Origin of the sequence: Clostridium sp. C1 (assembly GCF_018223625.1) — a bacterium.
Taxonomy (GTDB): domain Bacteria; phylum Bacillota_I; class Bacilli_A; order Erysipelotrichales; family Coprobacillaceae; genus Allocoprobacillus.
This window is the reverse complement of record NZ_CP073631.1, coordinates 1,810,460-1,833,136: the sequence shown is the minus strand read 5'-3', so window position 1 is coordinate 1,833,136 and position 22,677 is coordinate 1,810,460. Positions and strand designations below refer to the sequence as shown.

Annotated in this window: 19 protein-coding genes and 1 pseudogene; 15 read left to right on the top strand and 5 right to left on the bottom strand. The window is 30.5% G+C overall.

Going from position 1 to position 22,677, the window contains the following annotated elements; genetic code table 11:
* Positions 1-24: 24 nt before the first annotated feature.
* Positions 25-1,437: a solute carrier family 23 protein gene (locus KEC48_RS09870; RefSeq protein ID WP_205090183.1), complete on the bottom strand. Its 1,413-nt coding sequence runs from the start codon at positions 1,435-1,437 to the stop codon at positions 25-27.
* A 149-nt stretch (positions 1,438-1,586) separates the two neighbouring features.
* Here KEC48_RS09870 and KEC48_RS09865 point away from each other — a divergent pair, with 149 nt between their 5' ends.
* The 6 genes from KEC48_RS09865 to KEC48_RS09840 all read left to right on the top strand — a co-directional run bounded on the left by KEC48_RS09865 (position 1,587) and on the right by KEC48_RS09840 (position 5,942).
* Positions 1,587-2,270 carry a response regulator transcription factor gene (locus KEC48_RS09865; protein WP_205090186.1) on the top strand — a complete coding sequence of 228 codons (684 nt, stop codon included), beginning with the start codon at positions 1,587-1,589 and terminating at the stop codon, positions 2,268-2,270.
* Complete coding sequence (locus KEC48_RS09860) at positions 2,254-3,771, top strand: HAMP domain-containing sensor histidine kinase (protein WP_205090191.1); 1,518 nt, start codon at positions 2,254-2,256, stop codon at positions 3,769-3,771. Before KEC48_RS09865 ends, KEC48_RS09860 begins: the two co-directional genes overlap by 17 nt.
* Complete coding sequence (locus KEC48_RS09855; RefSeq protein WP_211962108.1) at positions 3,771-4,109, top strand: ATP-binding protein; 339 nt, start codon at positions 3,771-3,773, stop codon at positions 4,107-4,109. Before KEC48_RS09860 ends, KEC48_RS09855 begins: the two co-directional genes overlap by 1 nt.
* 130 nt (positions 4,110-4,239) lie before the next feature.
* On the top strand, positions 4,240-4,425 hold the full coding sequence (locus tag KEC48_RS09850; RefSeq protein WP_211962107.1) for a hypothetical protein: 186 nt from the start codon (positions 4,240-4,242) through the stop codon (positions 4,423-4,425).
* Between the two features lie 333 nt (positions 4,426-4,758).
* The gene (locus KEC48_RS09845; protein WP_087357098.1) at positions 4,759-4,941 is read left to right on the top strand and encodes a hypothetical protein; all 183 of its coding nucleotides are present in this window, start codon (positions 4,759-4,761) and stop codon (positions 4,939-4,941) included.
* Between the two features lie 623 nt (positions 4,942-5,564).
* On the top strand, positions 5,565-5,942 hold the full coding sequence (locus KEC48_RS09840; protein ID WP_211962106.1) for a hypothetical protein: 378 nt from the start codon (positions 5,565-5,567) through the stop codon (positions 5,940-5,942).
* A gap of 21 nt (positions 5,943-5,963) precedes the next feature.
* Here the strand turns inward: KEC48_RS09840 and KEC48_RS09835 are convergent, their stop codons facing one another.
* Both KEC48_RS09835 and KEC48_RS09830 read right to left on the bottom strand, forming a co-directional pair.
* Positions 5,964-9,572 (bottom strand): UvrD-helicase domain-containing protein, encoded by a 3,609-nt coding sequence (locus KEC48_RS09835; RefSeq protein WP_211962105.1) that lies wholly within the window; start codon positions 9,570-9,572, stop codon positions 5,964-5,966.
* Complete coding sequence (locus KEC48_RS09830) at positions 9,562-12,240, bottom strand: PD-(D/E)XK nuclease family protein (protein ID WP_211962104.1); 2,679 nt, start codon at positions 12,238-12,240, stop codon at positions 9,562-9,564. Before KEC48_RS09830 ends, KEC48_RS09835 begins: the two co-directional genes overlap by 11 nt.
* 215 nt (positions 12,241-12,455) lie before the next feature.
* Between KEC48_RS09830 and KEC48_RS09825 the strand changes: the two genes are divergently transcribed.
* The 4 genes and pseudogenes from KEC48_RS09825 to KEC48_RS09810 form a co-directional block, all read left to right on the top strand.
* Positions 12,456-13,607: an MFS transporter gene (locus tag KEC48_RS09825; RefSeq protein WP_211962103.1), complete on the top strand. Its 1,152-nt coding sequence runs from the start codon at positions 12,456-12,458 to the stop codon at positions 13,605-13,607.
* Complete coding sequence (locus tag KEC48_RS09820) at positions 13,591-13,971, top strand: PAS domain-containing protein (RefSeq protein WP_211962102.1); 381 nt, start codon at positions 13,591-13,593, stop codon at positions 13,969-13,971. The genes KEC48_RS09825 and KEC48_RS09820 overlap by 17 nt, the downstream gene beginning before the upstream one ends.
* A 37-nt stretch (positions 13,972-14,008) precedes the next feature.
* Positions 14,009-14,374: a hypothetical protein gene (locus KEC48_RS09815; protein WP_087359547.1), complete on the top strand. Its 366-nt coding sequence runs from the start codon at positions 14,009-14,011 to the stop codon at positions 14,372-14,374.
* Between the two features lie 235 nt (positions 14,375-14,609).
* Positions 14,610-15,971, top strand: a pseudogene (locus tag KEC48_RS09810) (IS1182 family transposase); the annotation flags it as partial.
* A gap of 180 nt (positions 15,972-16,151) precedes the next feature.
* Here the strand turns inward: KEC48_RS09810 and KEC48_RS09805 are convergent.
* A complete protein-coding gene (locus tag KEC48_RS09805) occupies positions 16,152-18,059 on the bottom strand; it encodes an NAD(+) synthase (protein WP_211962101.1) in 1,908 nt (635 codons plus the stop codon).
* A gap of 155 nt (positions 18,060-18,214) precedes the next feature.
* On the opposite strand from KEC48_RS09805, the gene KEC48_RS09800 reads away from it, so the two are divergent.
* The 5 genes from KEC48_RS09800 to KEC48_RS09780 all read left to right on the top strand — a co-directional run bounded on the left by KEC48_RS09800 (position 18,215) and on the right by KEC48_RS09780 (position 21,544).
* On the top strand, positions 18,215-18,832 hold the full coding sequence (locus tag KEC48_RS09800) for an NUDIX hydrolase (RefSeq protein WP_087359543.1): 618 nt from the start codon (positions 18,215-18,217) through the stop codon (positions 18,830-18,832).
* Positions 18,833-18,936: 104 nt separating this feature from the next.
* Positions 18,937-19,296: a GntR family transcriptional regulator gene (locus KEC48_RS09795; protein ID WP_087359541.1), complete on the top strand. Its 360-nt coding sequence runs from the start codon at positions 18,937-18,939 to the stop codon at positions 19,294-19,296.
* Positions 19,289-19,987: an ABC transporter ATP-binding protein gene (locus tag KEC48_RS09790; protein WP_087296916.1), complete on the top strand. Its 699-nt coding sequence runs from the start codon at positions 19,289-19,291 to the stop codon at positions 19,985-19,987. Before KEC48_RS09795 ends, KEC48_RS09790 begins: the two co-directional genes overlap by 8 nt.
* Entirely contained in the window at positions 19,981-20,643 is a 663-nt protein-coding gene (locus KEC48_RS09785) for a hypothetical protein (RefSeq protein ID WP_211962100.1), read from the top strand. The genes KEC48_RS09790 and KEC48_RS09785 overlap by 7 nt, the downstream gene beginning before the upstream one ends.
* Positions 20,644-20,872: 229 nt before the next feature.
* The gene (locus KEC48_RS09780; protein ID WP_211962099.1) at positions 20,873-21,544 is read left to right on the top strand and encodes an HAD family phosphatase; all 672 of its coding nucleotides are present in this window, start codon (positions 20,873-20,875) and stop codon (positions 21,542-21,544) included.
* 57 nt (positions 21,545-21,601) lie between these two features.
* On the opposite strand, the gene asnA is transcribed toward KEC48_RS09780, so the two are convergent.
* Positions 21,602-22,618 carry an aspartate--ammonia ligase gene (gene asnA, locus KEC48_RS09775; protein ID WP_211962098.1) on the bottom strand — a complete coding sequence of 339 codons (1,017 nt, stop codon included), beginning with the start codon at positions 22,616-22,618 and terminating at the stop codon, positions 21,602-21,604.
* Positions 22,619-22,677 lie beyond the last annotated feature (59 nt).

Genomic DNA, 22,677 nt, shown 5'->3' with positions numbered 1-22,677 from the left:
AAAAAGGAAACAGGAATATGCTTTTTACATATTCTCATTTCCTTTTTTCTTTTTCTTTTCAGGTAAGACTAAACTTAATAATAATGATACAACAAAGACTCCTGCAACTGCATTTCCATTAAAGATTTCTCCAACAACTGATGGGAAACATGTAAAGAAATTTCCTGAAGTTTGAGTGACACCCACACCAATACAAAAGGCAAGTGAAACAATGATCATTGTACGTTCATCAAAAGTATTATCTTTTAACATTTTAATACCTTCATACATGATAGAACCAAACATCATCACTGTACATCCACCTAAAACTGATTGAGGTAATGATTGAAAGAAAGCCCCTAGAGGTGGAAATAACGATGCTAGTATCAGGATTAAAGCTCCCATGAAAATAGTAAAACGGTTGATGACTTGTGTCATTGTGACTAAACCAACATTTTGACTAAAAGATGTTAAAGGGAGACAACCAAAACATCCAGAAATAGCACTTGAAAATCCATCTACAGCTAATGAACCTTGAAGTTCTTCCATTTTAATATCACGATTTAAAGCTCCTTTACAGACAGCTGTTGTTGCGCCAGTCGTTTCAGCAGCTGAAACTAAAAAGACAATAGCAATAGTGAAGAAAGCACCTAAATCAAAGACAGGCATATGTTCTGTAAAGAATACTAATTTTGGAATACTGAAATATCCAATTTGATGAATCGTTTCCGCAATATTAGAAAAGTCCACCATTGGCGCAATTCCTGTGACTGTCAAAATAACAGATAATAAATATCCAAAAATTAAACCAACAAGAATATTTAAGTTTTTATAAATACCTTTTAAACGATAATGTGATATTAAACATACAATAAGCGTAAAAGTTCCAACAAGAAGATGGTACCATGCACCAAAGTCTTCAACACCAGAACCACCACCCCAAGAATCCATTCCTACTGATAGCAGTGATAGACCAATCGCAATTACAACACACGCAGAAACAACAGGTGTTAAAAATCTTTTCCAGTATTTTGCACTTAATCCAACTAACCCTTCAAAAATACCACCGAGAATAACAGCGCCAATCATACCTTCATAACCTAAAGATGGATTTGTTGATATAACTAATAAACTTCCTAAAAAGGTAAAACTCACTCCCATGACAATAGGCAATTTAGAACCAATTTTCCATATTTGATAGAGTTGCATACAAGTTCCAATTCCAGCCGCAAACATTGCACATTGTAAAATAGAAGTAATTTCAGCTGATGTCAAATGCTCACCAGAACCTCTGACAACAGCTGCTCCACAGACAATAATAACAGGCGCAAGATTTGCGACAAACATCGCTAAAACATGTTGTAAACCAAAAGAAATAGCTTTTTTCAATGGAACACGTCCATTGAGTTTATAAATATTTTCATCACTTACAGTCGTTACATTTTCTTCTTTATTCATTTTTCCTCTCCTCATATTTATTAAAACGTCTTGATTTTAACATAAATTGTCATAAAATGTCACGTTTTTGTGAAGACTTATAACATTTATACTTTCGATTCCACTTCAATTCCACAAAAGCATGTTAAGATGAAGTCGAGGTGAAAAGAATGTATAAAATATTGGTTATTGAAGATGAGTTTCATATTCGTCAAATTATCAAAGATTATTTTTCATTAAAAGGCATTGAAGTCGTTGAAGCAACACAAGGCTATGAAGCATTAAATATAATCAATGAAACAATTGATTTGATATTACTAGATATTATGATGCCGGGTATTGATGGTTATGAAGTTTGTAAACAATTAAGATTAAAAACAAAAAGACCTGTTATCTTTATGAGTGCTTTATCACAAGAAGAAAATCAGTTACTGGCATATCAACTAGGAGCGGATGATTATATCATCAAACCTTTTCAGTTATCATTATTACATGCTAAAGTTATCGCCATGATTAAACGTGATCAGAAAAAAGAAGAAAATATATTAACTGTTGGCCATCTTCAATTAGATCGTATCAATCGTATTCTAATCATAGATCAGCAACGAATCTCATTAGCACATAAAGAGTACGAACTTTTAGAATATTTATGTATGCATGTGAATCAGTTATTGACACGGCAACAGATTTTAGATCATATATGGGGATATGATTATTATGGTGATGGAAGGGCAGTTGATACATATATCAAGAAGTTACGTAAAAAACTAGGAAAATATGCGTGTTATATCCAAACTGTTATCAAAACAGGATATATGTTAAAGGTGGTGGTAAGTGATGAAGACAATGTTTAAAATGACATTAGGAAAAAAGATTTTTATTTTAGTTTTCATGAGTTTTGTATTAATTCAAGTCTTAAATGTGACTCTTGATTTTCACCGAGAAAAATCTCATATCTATATTCAAAATGATAATATATATAATATTGAAGTTTTAAGGCAGCAATTATCTATTCTTTATAATCAAAAATATAATGATTTAAATTCTTCATTTTATGAAGATATAGAACAGGCTTTAGAAGCAGAAGATGGTTATAAAATAGACTCAGTCTTTGTATTGAATCCAGATTTTGAGATGGTCTATAATCTACGTGAACACAATACTCCTTATTTAACGTTAAGAAATGAAAAAGATGGAATAACAACTTATCTCCAAATCAATCTCTCTCAAATTTCTATAGATCAACAAAAACAAATAGAAAATATTCTCAGAAAACACGTTGAAAATAATCAACTTCCTGTAAATATAGCTTTTACTGGATATGATTCTCAAAATAATTCCAATGTATCTATGAAGATTGATGATATTTCATATTTATCTATTGATAAGCAGATTTTCCTAAATCATCGACAAAATAATGAAAAGATTTATACGATGTATTTTGAAACATATGAAAGTGCGAATTGTCTTTTATCTGCTCAAGGGCTATACCTAGATGAATATGATGATTTTCATGAAGATAATTATCAAAAACATGATGGTATTGTTCGTGATTATGTATCTTCATTGTTCCCTCAATATGGTGAAACATTTTCATCAGGTGTAGGCGGTGTAGAGGAAAAAGATGGCACTTTATATTCTATTCATTGTAAACCATTAATCTCTAAAAATGCCAAACCAATTGAAAATAGCGAATTTGGAGATTATGACGTTCAAGATGTAGATGGTTATCTTGTTTTTTATACATATGACCTTAACGCGATTGGCAGAATTACACATCAAGTCATTTACTCTAAAATGATTATTTATATCATTTCCTTTATTGTTTGTATAATGATATCTTTATTGATTTCATATATATTGACAAGGCGTATTAAAAAGATGAGTCAAGCTACTTTATCTATTGCAAATAATGATTTTGATATTCATCTTAATGAAAAAGCTAAAGATGAATTAGGTGTATTATCACATAATATTAATCAAATGAGCCAACAATTAAAAACAACAATTCAACAATTAAATGATGAAATAGAATATGTAAAAAAATTAGAAGGTATGAGAAAAGAGTTCATTGCGAATTTTACTCATGAAATCAAAACACCATTAAGTATTATTAATGGATATATAGAATTAATTGAAGCTAGAAAAGATGATCTTAAGAAACAACAATATTTAAGTGCCATTCATCAAGAAATAGAGCATATTAATCAATTGATTATGGCTATGCTAGATTTATCAAGATTAGAATCTGGTAAAGTGGAATTACATAAGGAAGATATTGATTTAGAGGATTTATTAGTGTCAATTATAGAAACATTTGCGCCTATTCTAAAAAAAAACATATTCATGTTGTGATGGGAGATGAATTTCCACATATTCAAGGAGATTTCAAAGAACTCAAGATTGTTTTTCAAAATTTCATGAGTAACGCTATCAAACATACACCTCAAGATGGACATATTTATCTGAATTATGAAAATGGAAGCTTGAAATTTGAAAATGAAGGTCATCATTTAAGTGATGAGCAAATAACTAAAATATGGGATACATATGTGTCTGGAGATCGTCATGGCACAGGATTAGGATTAGCAATATGTCGAGCTATATTAGACTTACATGGATTTTCATATTGTGTGACCAATAGTGAAAAGGGTGTGCAATTTCAAATTCATATTAAAGATAATGAGATATAATATATTTGCTTATTATGAATTTATATATAAATGTTATAATAAATGTAGAAAATTGAAAAATAAAAAAGAAAAATGACATGATTTTTGCGTATATAGAAGTAGAAGGGTAATAACAAGGAGGACTCTATATATGTGTAATCAATGTCAACAAAAGATTTATCAGTTCAAATACGATTATTTCTTTCACTATCTTTTGATTTATAGTTCTAGACTAAGATGTTTTTATGCCAGTATATATCAGGGGATAACACGATTCAAAAGACATATGTTAGAAATAGTAAAACTTTTAAAAGTTCTTATCAAAATAAGAAATTAATTCTTGATGTTGTTGTGGAAGATGATCATGGACGTTTATATGATTTTGAAATGAATAATTATGACATTCAGTTAGAAGATGAAATTCGTTTTTTAAGATATAGTGAAAGATGAATTAATTATCAAGAACAGATGGGACTGAATTATATCTATCTTAAAAATGTATATCAGCTCATTTTTTATACAGTAAAACCTATAAAGTCTTTTTCTCATTATTATCATGTGATATAAAAAGGTGATATTCATAGACAATTAACTTATAATGGTGAAAAAGTCAAAACAATATTGTTGCATTTACAGTTATTGAAGGAGGAATTTAAAGCCATTACATATAATGGAACAATTGGATTATTTATTTACACATAATCAACCACATTCTTATAGTGAGTTAAATAGTTTGGTTGAAGAAGTTATGAATATGCATCAAAAATTTATTCAAAGTGATGAAGAAATGATTAAAAGTTATGGGATTGAACAAGAAAGATTGCTTATTGAAAGTAGAATGATGCGAAACTGAGAAGAAGGTATAAAGCGAGGAAAATTAGAAAGTGCTAAGAAACTTATTGAGGAAAAATATCATCAAGATAGTCTTTGGATTGAGTCATGTAGTGAAATACAAATTGAGAGTGTCTTTCATTATATTATTGAAAATATAAGTTATCATGAGTTGAAAAATAAAGTATGTTGTATTGAAAATGAAATATAGATAGATTGTTTAAACAATGATGCTAATCTTGATTTGAGTATACAAAAGCGGCTGATTGAAATAACCACCGCTTTTCTATTTTCACTTACTTTTTAGATTGATAAAAGACCCCATTAAAACAAAGATGATGCTTAAAATGCCAATAGGGATGTAAATGATATTGGGAACAGTATATATAAACTTATCTATTATAGATAAGATGATATACATTATAAAACCAATGATTGTGATAAGACTTGAATCTTTCATACTTGATTTCCTCCATTAAATTGTAATATCTATACATATTATATCAATGAAAAATGAATGATTCAATGTGAATGAAATCAGTCAATTATCCTTGTCTGTTTAACAGTATTATATATTTTCCAATCTTTGACTTGAAACGACAAGATATGTCAATTATAATGATAAAAAAGGACGGGATGTTATTTATGAATAAAATTTTAGGAATGATGATACCTTATATCATATTGGTTTGTGTTGGTTTTATGGAGAGTGCATTGATTGCAAAGACTTTGACAGCTTTTGTAGTAGGATTATTGATAGGAATAGAATTTTTGAATCTTAAAAAAGCTGAGGGAACGGTTTTAATGAAGTTGGGTAAGATTTTTACAATCTTTATCTTTATTGTTAGTTTTTTGCTTGGTATGTTGAATCCACATTTATTGATTTTACCAGATCTGACAATCATTTTAGCATTGTCTATTCCTTTAGAATGTGTAGGATTATATATGCTTTACCAAAATCATCCCCGTTATACAATGACATACAAATATTCATTTAGAAACAAAAGAAGAAGATATTTTTAAAGGGTCTGAATTTCAGACCCTTTAAAATTCAATACCACGTGCAATATGTAAATAATAAACAATGGCTTGAACATCTTGATGATACATATCTTTTAAAACTTTTTTATAATAATCTAATTGTACTTGATGTTTTTGAATCAGTTGTTGATTAGTGCTTTCTTTCTTGATACGGTCTGTCTTATAATCCAAAACATAGATTTTATCATGATATACAAAGACAAGGTCAAAAATACCATGAATGATTTGTTGGAGTGTTTCGTCATAGTAAGAAAATGGTTTTTCTTTATAAATATGACTTGCCTGTTGAATCATCTGGTAATATGGACTATCAATAAATCCTTGTATCTGTTTTTGATAATCATATAAAATGTCTCGACCGGTTTCATCAATTAAAGCTTCATCATAAAGCTGTTGTATCAATGTTTTAATGTCATCATGTTCAAAAGTCAGATAACTTAAAAGCAAGTGAACGAGTGTTCCTTTGTCACTGGCACTCAGTGTTATATTCTCACTTCCATCAGCTATAATAGAATAATCATTGTCATGAACATGAGGAAGTTTTGTCACAGCAAGTGTTAATGGGTTGGTTGTATCATAAGGATATTGAAAATTTTGATAATATTGCTGTGTTTGATTATCAAGATTGTTTTTCTGATGAGCTGTCAAAATGATATTCTTTTCAAGTTCCTGATCTGTTGTCAGTGATAATGAAAACATAGCGTGTTCTGTAGAGTCAAAAATCAGATACTTTTCAAAATGATATTTTTGCAGCTTTTGTGCTAAATCAGCTAATTCTGGTATATCCAGACATTGATGAAGAATTTGAGGATGACGACATACAGCTGCTAATATCCAAGATAGATAATTATTTGTTTTACGTATACGATTATAAAGTAAAACATGTTCGGCTCCTTTTTTATGATAAATATCGGGATGTTCATTGATAATGAGTTTGTTCATCGTATCTCTAATTTCATCTATACTTTTTAAAACACCCGTTAGTATCAGTTTTTGTGAAGCACGTGTTAAAGCGACATATAAAATACGCATTTCTTCATTAATTGATTCATCTAACTGATGTCTGGCAATCATATTACGATAACAATTATCATATTCGACAGTCATTTGCCCAAATTGTTCGTTTGAAACATATACTCTAGGCTTAATCGCAATTCCTAACTGTTTATCAATCATAAAACGTTCTTTACTGTCTTGTGTATTGAATTGTTTATGTGTCTGACAGACAAAAACAATAGGGAATTCAAGACCTTTTGATTTATGTATTGTCATAAATTCAACATAATCATCATTTTGCGATGCAACAATAGCTGGAGCGACATCTGAAGATTGTTCCATCATTTCCATAAAATCATGAAGATAAGGATATTGTTGTTGAGCGTTTTTCGCAAGTTCTAATAAAAGCTGGAGATTGGCTTTTCTTTGTTCACCATTGATTAACTGACAAACAAATAATGGATAATCTGTCAATTCATATATCTTTCTTAAAATATCATAAGGTGAATTTTCGTAAGCAAAACGTCTTAATTCTTCAAAAATAGATAAGAAATTTTGAATCTGTTCATCATCACAAAGCTGTAATCTTTCGTAAAGAGATCTATCTGGGTAGTCAATCTTTAACTGAGCAATTTTATCTAATGGAATATAAGAACATGTATAAGGCTGTGTAATGACGCTTAATAAGGCAATATCATGATAGGGATTATCAATAGCCTTTAAAAATGTTAACATGTTTTCTATTTCGTTGGCTTTTAAGAATCCTTGTGATAATACAATATGATTAGGAATGTGATATTGGTCAAAAACCTTTTTAAAAGTTAAGAAAGAAACAGTGGAACGCATGAGAACAACCATATCTTTATAAGATACAGAACGACCATCTAAAGTCATTGATTCTTTTAATTTCAATATTTTTTGTGCTACCATATGTGCTTCATACTGATCTTTATCCAAAGATGATGCAGGATCATAAATATCAATTAATATTTCTGTTTTTTTCATATCATCTTTAAAGAATCGTTCTCGTGCTTCTTTTTGATGACCACCTTCTTTTCCATCATAATCATAGTTTAAACGGGCACTGTCATCTAAATAGTATTCTAAACCACCAATTTGACTATCCATGATTTGATTAAAAATATAGTTAATAGAATCTAAAACAATCTTTGAAGAACGATAATTAAAGACAAGGTCAATTCTTCTTGTTTGACTTTGTAGACATTCTTCATCTGATAAAGAAAAACGATTATATTTATCTAAAAAGATTTGAGGATCAGCCTGTCTAAAACGATAAATAGATTGTTTCATATCTCCAACCATAAATAATGGAATGAATGGCTCTTGATATTGAGCAATTAAAGCAATTAAAGACTCCTGTATTTGATTGGTATCCTGATATTCATCAATCATAATTTCTTTTAAACGATGATACAAAATATCAACAACACCATATTCAGGTAAAAGTAACTGATGTGTATAATTTTCCAAATCTGCAAAATCTAATTGATTAAGTTCTTTTTTTCTTTGTTGATAAGCCTGTTGAAATTGGTCTAGAAGTTGACCTTTACAAAGCAACATATCTATCACTTGAGAGCTGATCTGTAATTTTTTGATAAAGTCTTGACTATCTTCTTCTAAATAAGACTGACAGGCTTTTTGGTAGGAAGATAAAACAGCACTTTTCATCTTCGTAAATTCTTTTTTGACTTGAGGATCAACCTCTTTCCATGACATATTATAAGATTTATCTATAGAGGCATTCATTAAAGATACAAATGTATCATAAGTCATAGAATGTGATAATGCCTGTAGACGTTCATCTATATAATCATAGTAGGCTTCAAAAGGCACTTTTAACAATTGATTTCTTTCTGTTTGTTCATCGGGTCTTTCATAAAAGTCGATGAGCTGATTGTCTTCGCAGAAAATCTGTAATTCAATTAATTTATTCATGGCCATGGTTAATTCATCATAAAAAATATTTTTTAAATAAGGGAATAAAGGCCAATCTTCTAAAGAAGACAAATTGTCATAATAAGAAGTTTTCATCTGATCAATAAAGTCATAAAAATGATCAATGGAATGTGAAATATTATCAATAGATAAAAGTAATGTTTGAAAATCATCTAAAGAATATCCGGGAAAATAAAGTGTCAGGAAATCACGAATATGCTGGTCTTGAACCCATTGATTCAAACATTCCTGTAAGACTTCTTTTTTGATCATTGTCGGATCACTATTGATTTCAAAACCAGGCATAATGCCAATTAAATAACCATATTTCATCAGTAATAAATTACAAAAACCATGAAAATTCGTAATATAAGCATGGGGAAGATCAAATAATTGTTTTTGTAAGTGGTTTTTTAATTTTTCATCAATAGGAGAAGATACAAGCGTATTGAGTTCTTCAGTTAATCGCTGTTTCATTTCATGACCAGCAGCCTGTGTAAATGTCACAACTAAAAAATCTGAAATTTCATAACCTTCTTTTAAAAGTTCGATAATACGACTGACAAGAATCTTCGTCTTTCCACTTCCAGCGGGAGCACTGACTAATATTGAAGAATTTCTTTGTTGGATTGCTTTTAACTGACCAGCATTAAATGGCATCTTCTTCACCTCCAAGTATGAAATCAACATCTAAAAATTCAACAAGCTGATAATCATTATAAAAGACATCAAAGCTACAAACACTATGATATGGGCAGTAAAAACAAGGATTAACAAGGGTATGTGTTGCTTTTTGATCACTACCCTTAGGTGCAATTTCAATATGTCCTTCCATCATATGTTGATACAGTTCATAGATATGCTCACTGATTTTATCAAATAAGATATGTAGCTGTTCTATCGTTAATATCTGTCCTTTATACTCATCTTTACTTTTGACATAGGTGACAGGAATAAGTGATGAACGTTTATCAAAAGTGGGATCTAAATTTAATAAGCTTTGGTGACTTCCATCATCAATAACATAACCACCATAGCGATATTGTTTCATCCATTCATCTTCTTCAATAGGTTTATTCATATTTTGTTGCACACTTAAAATACGTTTTTTGGTATTGAAGTATAAAACAGCACCGGGATCTTTTTGAGTCATTTTTGTGACCATGTCAAGATAGATAAGCATTTGAATTTGAAATCCCTGCATCGCAAGATTCAAATCTATATTTTTGGCACTGGACTTATAATCAATGATAGAAACATAATGATCATAAGTATCAATACGGTCAACAAACCCTTTAAAAGCAATATCATGAATCTGGTCTTGAACTTTCTTTTCCTTATATTCCACTTGAAAATGTCCAGTTTTTAAAAAGTATTTTAAAACCTTTAAAGTCATATGTAAATCATCTGTTAATTGTTCAATAAAGAATTGATTTAATGGCTGTTGGCTGATTTTTTGTTGGAGAATGTCATGATCATGAATATATTGATCAACAAGATGATTTATATCTTTTTCTTGATCAATCGTCATAGAAAGAACATAGTGAATCAACGAACCTAATTCATTAGGCATTAATTTTTGTTCCTGTGGTGGAAAAACACCTAAACCATATTGAATAAAATAGAGAAAAGGACATTTATTATATGTTTCAATTTGACTGACAGAAAGATAGGAACTATATAGATTTTGTGCCAAATCTATAGGGAGTTGTACAGGCTGATTTTTTGTTGCCTGATATTGAGCAATATGCTTGTTTAAGATATATTTATCAGAACTTTGTCCTCCCTGTACATAAAAGTCTTCGATAGGTAAAAACTTTAAGGCAGGAAGTTTTTGAAAAGTAAACATATTCGTTAATTGTTTATAGAGTGAAGATGGTAAAAGTGTTTCTCCAGTTAAAGATGTCATAGGGTAGGAAATGGTTAATGTATCATAAGGAGTAGAAAGAAGTTTCAAAATATGATTTTGATGAATTCCTAATAATTCACTTGTTGTGAGAGGGGAAGAAATTTGCTGCTTTCTTAATAATTCAATATCTTCATCTAATAATAAGGCTGTATCTTTTATACTTTGAGGAAGAATGGTTTCATTCATTCCTAATATAAAAAGGTGGGTTTGAGGAAAATAGCTTTCTTCACCAATCATACAGACATGAACTTCATCTTGTTTTTTCTCTGAACTTTGAATAGTTTGAGGAAATGTCATTTGAAAGAATTCTTTGAATTCTTCAGGTGTTATATGTCCCTTTAATTCAGAAATTTCATTGAAATAATGGATATAATCAGCATCAAGATTTAAAGTTAATAATTCCATCGCTATATCATGAAAGCAGGAACTTGAAGATTGTTGGAGCTGTTGTAAAATACATTGATAGCTATATTCATATTGACGTTGTTTTTGATGTGGTAATGAATGAGGAATATGTAAGGAATCTAAGACATAAAGCAAATCATCTCGGTAGCTTTGTTGAGGATAAATGATTGTAAAATCACGAAAGTGTTTCTTTTCATCTACAACTTTTTGATAAATAGTATAAACAACACGTTGAATTTCCTGATAAGGTGTTCCTGCCACAAATGTATACATATGATGATTGTCCTGCTGAGGCACAGGCTCATAATCAAAAAGATGGTTAGTCAAGATATTTGGCTGATCAATGATATGACTGTCTTGACAGAAAGATTGATATGGTAAGTTAAATAGACGTTCATCATCCTGATAAGTATATAAACAGATGACTTCACATGTTTTGGATAGACGTTCAATCAGTTTTTGGGACTGTGTCATATAAAGGGAGTCAGCTTCAATGATTAAAGTATCATGATGTGTAAAATTTACATGATTAAAGATACTTTCCATTGTCAGATGTGTTTCATTATCTAATGATTGTAGAAATGAATGATAGATATGCATAAAATCATCAATTTTTTCATGATTTATTGTTGGATAATTTATCTGATAACGTTCATAATCTTTGATGAGTGGAAAGAGTTCCTTAATAAAAGGAAGGGGATGACCCATATCAAAACAATGAAAACTTTCTTCTTTTAAGATACGTCTTAAATGATAAGTCGCTTCAATGGAAGAAACAAGATGGTGTTTTGTCAGATGGTATTGCACTTGAAGTTGTTTTAAATATTGCTTCCATGTCATGATTTGAATATTGACTAAGCAATGAGTATATTGAAAAAAATATTGTTCAATGACATGGGGATTGTCACATATATAAATATATTGATGAAAAGGATGTTGATTGGCTTTTTGAACATATTTTTGAATGATATGATTGCGTTTATAATGTTGATTTAAACCCGTTATGATTTGCATTGTTTTCACCTCGTTTTCTATTATACATGAAAAAAAGAATGTTGTCTTTGAAATGACAAAATTGTTGCTTTGATATGTTGGATTATACTATAATAAAATATATGGAGGGATAGAGATGGTGCTTTTTTTAATTTGATAAAAACAAAATGAAATTTATATTTTTCTACATTTTTATGTAGATGTTTTTATCATATGAAGAAAGGACTATTTTATTTATGAATAAAAGAAATATCTATCTCTTGTTTGCGATTGAATGGCTGCAAGGAATGGTTTTTTATGGCTCTATAGCTACTTTATATAGACAGAGTCATGGTTTGTCTTTAGTGGAAATGGGACTGATTGAAAGCTTTTTTTCAATTTTTGTTTTTATATTAGAAATCCCTATGGGATATGTAGGTGATCGTTTTGGCTATAAGAAAACACTTATATCATGTTATGGATTGTATTTTGTATCTAAAATCATTTTTTATCAGGCTTATAGCTTTTGGATGTTTTTATTAGAAAGAATTTTACTTGCATTAACAGTTTCTGGACTTTCGGGTTGTGACAGTGCATTTTTATATTTATCAACTGGAAAAATGGAGAATCCACGTATCTTTGGTTATTATCATGCCTGTGGTGTTGCTGGTATGATGATAGCATCACTGACTTTTTCATTGTGGATTCAAGATGTAGAAAAAGCAGCGTTTTTGACCATTTTTCCTTATTTGATAGCTTTTGGTTTATCTTTTTTCTTGAATGATATACCGGTAGAAAAGCGAGAAAATTCACACCATTTGAGAAGTTTATTTTCAGATTTATGGAAACAAAAGAGAATCATATTATTTTTGATTTCTACTGCTTTTATATTAGAAACAACACATACAATAAGTGTTTTTTATAATCAAATCCAATGGAAAGCAAGTCATATTCCTATGATTTATTTTGGCTGGTTAGCTATATTAATGAATTTTATTCCGTTTTGTGGTGCAATACTTGGAAAACTTGCTCAATATATTCAAGAAAAACAATTAATGATGGGATTAATAAGTCTTTGTTTCTTATCGTGTCTAGTGATGGGATTTTATCATATTGCATGGTTATCCATTGCAGGTGTGTTTATACTAACTTTTGTAGAAGCGTTGTATACACCCTTATCACAATCTATAATGAATCACATGGTTGAGAGTCATTTAAGAGTCACTATGCTTTCTATTTATTCGATGATTATGAATATGGTTGGTGTTTTTACAAATATGAGTTTTGGAGTTGCCGGAAATCAAAAAATTGAGTGGGTTATGTTGTTAGGGGCTTTGTTTAGTCTGGTTAGTTTGTTATGTTATTGGCAGCATATGAAAGGAGAGAAGAAGAATGGAAATCACATTTGACATTTTAGCTGGTATTTTAGATGCCTACGCTTACGAGGTTGTTTTTGTTGACCGCCATCATATTGTACGATATATGAATAAAGTGGCTAAAGAAAGATATGCTGGACGTGTACAAGTTGGACAAAGTTTATTTTGTTGTCATAATGAAAATTCTCGTCAAAAGATTGAAGATTTTCTACAAAGAGCTGATCAAGGGGAAGATGAAATGTTTGAAACACTCAATCAGAAAACTGGAGAAAGAGAGTTTTTTGTACCTGTAAGAGTCAAGGGACAAGTTATTGGTTATTTTGAAAGACATGAAGCTCATTGGGATCATGAACATCCTGAAGTTTCAGTAGTGCAATATTGGAAAAATCGTATATAAGAATTGTTAAGTATGATGTAGATAAAGAGGGATGAAAATGTTAAAAGCAAAAAAGATTGTCTATTTGATTATAGGTTTATTTGTTTTGATTGTTGCTTTACTTTTTTTAGATTGGAAAACAACTTATCTTGTTGAAGTTCAGCAAGAAGATGTTCAAGTTTTCAATGAACAGATTGTCATAGAAATGAGTTCAGGAACTTCAATGGGATATTTTAAAGAAGCAAAATTAGAAGAAATAGAACCCGGTATTTATAGAATCGAAGCGTATTATTCTTTATTATCGGGTGAAAATTCTGGATATCTATATGAAATTGACAATTCAAATCATCATATTCGAGAAATACGACAATACCATTTAGATAACTCAAATCATTATACTGTGATTTATCAAAATCATGATTAAATGTTTATATATGTAAAAAACCTGATTTATTATCAGGTTTTCAGGCTGTTGACAAAGTAAAAAGTCAACAGCTTTTAGTTTTCAAATAGAAAAATATATGGTATTATATCTATTGTCGTGGATGACTTCGTTCCAAATATGCAAATTTTGAGGCTCCACGACTTTTTATTTTACCACTATATCATGAAAATATGGTATAATGTAAATGCATATTTGGAGGTAAAATATTATGGCAATGACATGTTTAAACAATCGAAAAAATGACAGCTTGATTTTGAGTACTATAGATGAATTAGTACCATTGGATCACAAGGTAAGAGAGCTTGAAGAAGCTATTGACTGGAATTTCATATATCCTCTCGTTAGACCTTTATATAGTTCTTTTGGCAGACCAAGTATTGACCCGGTGGTACTTTTTAAAATGCTTTTTATCAACTTTGCATTTAGTATTCATTCCATGAGAAGAACATGTGAAGAAACAAAGGTGAACCTTGCCTACAGATGGTTTTAGGGTTGTCCATTGATGATGAGGTTCCAAACTACTCAACATGGTCACAGAACTACATCAGAAGATATGGAGATTCTGAAGTTTTCGATGAGATTTTCAAAAAAATTATTGAAGAAGCCATCGCATATGATTTTGTGGATCTTGATACGGTATTTGGAGATGGAACACATCGAAAGGCCAATGCCAATAATAGAAAACATGAAAATAAGGCTGTAGAAATAGTAAAGAAATACTATGACGATGAACTTCTGGAGGAAATCAACAAGGATAGAAAAGCCCATGAGAAAAAGCCAATAAAGGAAACAAAGGATATAGAACTTGCATATGACGAAGAAACAGGTGAACTCATTGAAGGAAAAGGAACAAAATCAATAAAGGTAAGCAAGACAGATCCGGAAAGCGGATGCTTTCATAAGGGAGAAAAACAGAAATGCTTTGCATATACAAATCTAACATTCTGTGATAGACACGGATTTGTACTGCATAATACAGTGGCACCAGGCAATCAGCACGATAGTGTTGTTTTTCATGATGCATATAGAAAGCTGTTGAACACCTATGGAGATTTAATACATAACATCAGTTTAGATGCAGGATTCATGACACCAGCAATATGTCGAGAAATCATAGAAGATGGAATCAGAGCATATATGCCATATAAAAGACCCATGACAAAAAAGGATACTTCAAGAAATATGAATATGTCTATGATGAAAAGTTGGATATTTATATATGCCCCAATAACAAGGATTTGAAATATACTACAACAAACAGATCAGGATACAGGGAATACAAATCAAATCCAAAGGACTGTGAAGGATGTCCATTTTAGAGAAATGTACACAGAGCAAAAATCATCAGAAGGTCATCACAAGACATGTATGGGAGGAATATAGAGAAATAGCAGATGAGAACAGATATACACCAGAATGGAAAGATATCTATCCACTAAGAAAAGAGACGATAGAAAGAGTCTATGCAGATTGCAAAGAAAAGCATGGACTAAGATTCACAAGATTAAAAGGACTAAAGAAAAATCAACAGGAATCGTTGATTATTTTTGGCTGCCATAATTTAGGCAAATTAGCGAGAATGAAGAAAAGGAAAGGACTCATAAATATTCCTTCACCCAATAAAAAAGAAGGAAATATAAGGAAAACAATACAAATTTATCAATTTTCATAAAAAAATAAAAGAAGTGGTAGATTTAATAAAAAATTCTACCACTTTGTCAACAGTCTGAAAACCTGATTTATTATCAGGTTTTTTCTATAGACATTCACATTCTTTTAACCATAATTCCACATTGGCATCACTAGGCATTCGTAAATCCCCACGAGGAGATAAAGCGACGCTACCAACTTTTGGACCATCTGGAATACATGAACGTTTAAATTGTTGAGTAAAGAAACGGCGATAGAATGTTGTAAGCCATTTTTTAATGGTTTGCTTATCATATTGTTCCTTAAAAGTATGACAGGCAATACGATAAAGTTTTCTTGGTTCATAGTGGAATCTGGCATGATGATATAAGAAGAAATCATGGAGTTCATAAGGACCGACGATATCTTCTGTTTTTTGAACAATTTCATTATCTTTAGCTGGTAAAAGTTCTGGTGAAACAGGAGTATTTAAAATATCCTGTAATGTATCATGAAGGGGTTTTCCAGCATACAAAGAAGAAACATAATCAACTAAATATCTAACAAGTGTTTTAGGAACAGAAACATTAACAGCATACATGCTCATATGGTCACCGTTATATGTAGACCATCCTAAAGCCACTTCTGATAAATCACCAGTTCCAATGACAATGCCACCCTCTTGATTGGCGATATCCATCAAAACTTGTGTACGTTCTCTTGCTTGACAGTTTTCATATGTCACATCATGAACATTTTCGTCATGATGAATATCTTTGAAATGCTGCTTAACAGCATCCCCAATATCCACTGTTAAGGAAGTGACATTTAATTCTTCCATCATTTTTAAAGCATTGTTTTTAGTACGAGATGTTGTTCCAAAACATGGCATTGTTACAGCAATAATATCCTGAGATGGATATCCTAATTTTTGATAAGCCATATTAGCAACAAGTAATGCAAGGGTAGAATCTAAACCACCTGAAATCCCAATGACGACTTTTTTGATATGTGCAGCTTTTAATCTTTGAATCAAACCATGAATTTGAATATCAAAAACTTCCTGACAACGCATTGCACGTTGATCCTTATTGCTTGGTACAAAAGGATGTGGATCATATGTGCGTGTCAGTTCAATATCTTCATCCTGTAATGAAAAAGGTATGATCTGATAATGATCCTGACGATTATCATAAGTTGTCATTTCCACACGTTCACTTACTATTTTTTCCATATCCATATCAGCAAAGATGATACCTTCACTATATTGTTGAGATTGAGCTAAAAGACTTCCATTTTCAGCAATCAAATGATGATTACTAAAAACAACATCAGTAGAAGACTCACCTAATCCAGCATTACAATAAGCATAGCCACAAATAAGTCTGGCACTATGAGAAGTGACCAATAGACGACGATAATCTGATTTTGATGTCAAATCATTGCTGGCAGAAGGATTCAAAATTAATGTTGCTCCATTTAAACAATGTAAGGTACTTGGTGGTAAAGGTGCCCATAAATCTTCACAGATTTCAATACCGATTTTTAATTCAGGATGACTCTGACATTCAAATAATAAACGTGAAGAAAATGGATAAGTCTGACCATTGATTGTAATGACTTCATCATTGTCTAAAGCACTGGCAAAATGACGTCCTTCATAAAACTCATGATATGTAGGGATATATGTTTTAGGAACAACACCTAATATATCTCCATGACATACTGTTATGGCACAGTTATAAAGTTTGTTTTTCAAAACCATTGGACAACCAAAAGTAAACAATATATCTAAATCTTTTGTCTGTTCACATATAGTAGTGATTTGTTTGTTGACTTCGTTTAAAACACGTTTTTGATAAAATAAATCTTCAATTGTATATCCAGTTAAACAAAGCTCTGGAAAAACAAGAATTTTGATATGTTTTTCATTGGCTTCTTTAACATAAGATATGATTTTTTGTGCATTGTGTTGAACTTGACCTAACGATACTTCAAAATTTGCACAACCTACTCTTATAAATCCATCTTTCATGAATATTCCTCCATTTAATTGATTATATAAAAAAGATATTTATATCTTAGCATTTATTGATCAAAAAGTCATCATGTGTAGGTATTGTATTTTTCATTGGATGGGTAGTCATGAAAGATATAATAAGATATAATAAAAATAAAGAGGTGGAAAAAATGAATAATAAAAAATGGGTGGATTGGGCTATTGAATTACAAAGTCTGGCACAAGCAGGATTAACTTATGGTCATGATGTTTACGATCAGGAAAGATATGAACGTATAAGAGAAATATCGGCTGAAATCATGGCGTATCAAAATGATATTCCTTTAGAAAAAGTGAAAGATTTATTTTGTAATGAAAGTGGATATCAGACACCTAAATTAGATACACGTGCAGCTATTTTTAAAGATAATCAAATTCTTTTGGTAAAAGAAAATAATGGAAAATGGTCACTTCCTGGTGGATGGGTAGATGTGAACTTATCAGTTAAACAGAATACAATAAAAGAAGTGAAAGAAGAAGCTGGTTTAGATGTGATCGCTGATAGAATTATCGCTGTGCAAGATCGTGCTCAACATAATGTTCCAATTTATGCTTATGGCGTTTGTAAAATTTTTGTGCTTTGTTATGAAATAGGTGGAAAGTTTGAGAAAAATGTAGAAACAGTAGAATCTAAATATTTTGATGAAGATCATTTACTTGAGCTTTCTACTGAGAAAAACAATGAAGAACAAATTCATATGTATTTTGAGGCCTATCGTCATCCTAATTGGAAAACTTTATTTGATTGATATAAGAGATAGTGAAAAGCTATCTTTTTTTGTGTGTGAATATTGACAAAAGAATTATACTGTGTTACTGTATTAGTGTATTAATACAGTAAGGTGGAATGGCTATGAATCATTTTCAAACAGATACGCCTATTTATTTACAGGTTGTTGAAGAAGTCAAATCAAAAATTCTTGGTGGGCAGTTGCAGCCAGGTGATAAATTAGAATCAGTCAGAGAGATGGCATCAAGATTGGAAGTCAATCCTAATACCATTCAAAGAGCTTTTTTGGAATTAGAACATCAGGGATTTATTGTGACACAAAGGGCAGTAGGAAGATTTGTTAGTGAAGACATTGATTTTATTGAATCATGTCGCCAAAACAAAATACAAGAAACGATTCAACAGTTTGTTAAAGAAATGGAGCGTTATGGCATTACAAAAGCAGATATTATTGCTTATTTAAAGGAGGAAAATCATGAGTGAACTTATAAAAATCCAAGATTTAAATAAAAAATATGGAAAGAAACAAGTTTTAAAAGATGTGAATTTAACTTTACATGGTGGACAGATTGTGGGTTTACTTGGACCTAATGGAAGCGGGAAAACAACACTGATTAAAGTTTTAAATGGTTTATTGAAAGAATATGATGGAGATGTTCAAATTGATCAGCAAGCTATAGGTATTCATTCTAAAAAAATCATTTCTTATTTACCAGATGAACCTTATTTTGAAAACTGGATGACAACCAGTGATGCATTGAATTTATTTGTTGATATGTATGATGATTTTGATTTGAATAAGGCATTATCTTTAATGGAAAGAATGGATATTGAAAAGAAAGTGAAGATTAAAGAATTATCAAAAGGAATGAAAGAGAAGTTTCAGTTGATATTGGTTATGTCTAGAAAAGCAAAGATTTATATTTTAGATGAACCATTAGGTGGTATTGATCCAGCTGCAAGAGAACTTATTTTAGATACTATTTTAAATAATTATGCTGAAGATGCACTTGTTTTATTATCAACACATTTGATTGCGGATATTGAAAAAATATTTGATGAAGTGATCTTTATTAAAAATGGTGAAATTATCTTACATGAAAATAGTGAGGACTTAAGAATGAAAAGACAAGCTTCTATTAATGATATTTTTAAGGAGGAATTCAAATGTTAAAATTAATGAAATATGAATTTATTCATTCTATGCGTTCCTTTTTCATCTCGTTTTGTGTTTTCTGGGGTGCATGTTTATTATTGCCATTTTTTACAGAAGGACTAATTCCAGATATTCCTATTTTAAGCTTTATGATGGCTTTTGGATTTACAGTTTTAGTTATGGGAATTAGTATTGCATTATTTGTCAGTATTTTTACACATTATTATCATTCTATGTTTAAAAGACCAGCTTATCTGACATTGACTTTACCTGTATCATCTTTGCAGTTAATTATTTCTAAGCTTATTGTTTCATTTGTATGGCTTATTCTTGGTGGAATTGCATTGATGTTTGGGGTTTTATTGATGGGAGTTATGATGTCATTGTTGACACATAATATGTCAATCATGCAGATTTTTCAGGGAATTCCAGAAGTGTTCAAAGGATTAGGACAGATGTTCATGAATCAGCCTGGTGAATCATTATTAAGTCTTATTTATATGATTGTAGAAACATATGCGCTTATTATATCTATTTATTTTGCTTTAACGTTAGCACATACAGCTTTATGTCGTCATCATCGTTTGGCTGTCGGGATTTGTATATGGATAGTTTTGGGAATTATTTTCATGGATACAATTTGTTTTATCAGGTATGAGTATCGCATCTTTTGAATGGTATGGAATTCCAATTACGTTTATGTTCATTGATCTATTTTTCAATGTGATTTTAACTTTCGTCACAGTCTATATTTTAGATTATCATATTGAAATTGAATAAAAGAATACCTCTTCATGAGTGAAGGGGTATTTTTTGTCTGAGAAAATTTTTTCTGTTTCTGTAAGAATCTTTTCTTTTCAAGTGTTTTGTAATAAGATAAACATAAAGTTGAGGAGGATGGTTATGTTAAAGGCAGTTATTTTTGATATGGATGGGCTTTTGATTGATAGTGAAGTCATTTCATATAAATGTTATAAACAGTTAATTGAAAGTTATGGGTATACTTTTACTATGGATGATTATGTCAAAGATTATCCAGGGAAGCAATTGAAAGTCTCTTTACAGTTTATTAAGGAACATTATCATCTGGATTATGATATTGAAGAAAAGTTTCAATATTTTCATCAGTTAGAAGTTCAATTATTACAAAAAGAAGGTGTTCAATTAAAAAAAGGAGCTAAAGAGCTATTAGATTATTTACATAAACATCATTATAAAATTGCTCTTGCTACATCTAGTCTGGCTTCTAGAGCAAATCAAATGCTTGAAACACATCATATGATAGATGATTTTGATGTTATGGTTTATGGTCCAGATGTCAAAAGAGGGAAACCATTTCCAGATATTTTCTTAAAAGCCTGTGAAAAACTTGGTGTATCCCCACAAGAAGCTATTGTCTTAGAAGATAGTGAAGCAGGTATCCAAGCAGCCTATGATGCACATATTCCAGTTTGTTGTATTCCGGATTTAAAATATCCTCATGAAGAATATATTCAAAAGGCTAGTGGTATTTTTTCTTCATTGTTAGATGTTATTGATTTATTAGAAAAAAGCAAAAACGAGTCAAAGAAATAATCCATTCACTATATCATTTGAATTTATGAAAAAGCATTCTCAATAAAAGGAATGCTTTTATAATAAATGAATTTGATTTTCTTGACATAATTTCATAGTTTCTTCATCCCATAAAGAAGCTTGAACTTCACCAATATGAGCTTTTCTTAAAAAGAACATACATAAACGACTTTGACCAATTCCACCACCAATACTTAATGGAAGAACATGATTGATTACATTTTGATGGAAAGGTAAAGATAAACGTTCTAAAGCATTTGCTTTTTCTAATTGTTCTTTTAAGGCTTTTTCATCCACACGAATACCCATACTTGAGATTTCTAATGCATCATCAAGTTGTGTATTATAGACAAGAATATCACCATTTAATTTCCAGTCATCATAATCTGGTGCTCGTCCATCATGTTTTTGACCAGATTTTAATAAATCACCAATTTGCATAATACAAACTGCTTTTTTAGTACGGACAATTTCTTTTTCTCTTTCTTTAGGTGTGAGTTGAGGATAGAGATCTTCTAACTCTTGAGAAGTGATAAAATAGATTTCATCAGGTAAAATAGATTCACCGAGTTGAGGATAATGTCTAATCATTAAAAATTCAACATCTAACAAAGCATTGTAAATCTTTGAAACAATAGCTTTAAAATAGTCTAAAGTACGATCAGCACGGGAAATGACCATTTCCCAATCCCATTGATCTACATACATGGAATGAATATTGTCTAATTCTTCATCTTTTCTAATTGCATTCATATCTGTATATAAACCTGTATGTTGTTCAAAACCATAACGATATAAAGCATCTCTTTTCCATTTGGCTAAAGAATGAATGATTTCTATTTCATCGTTATGATTAAGTTCAAAAGATGTAAATGATACTGGTTTTTCGATACCATTTAAATCATCATTTAAACCTGTATTTTTTAATAAAAACAGTGGTGCTGAAACACGTGTTAAACGAAGTTGTTCAGCAAGTCTTCTTTCAAATGTATCTTTAATCATTTTGATAGCTACTTCTGTTTCGATTAAATTAAGATGTGGCTTATAGTCTTTAGGTATGATTATATGGCTCATAGTTGCTTCCCCCTTTATAATAAAATTTATTATAGTATATTCAAGAGTATTAGTCAAAA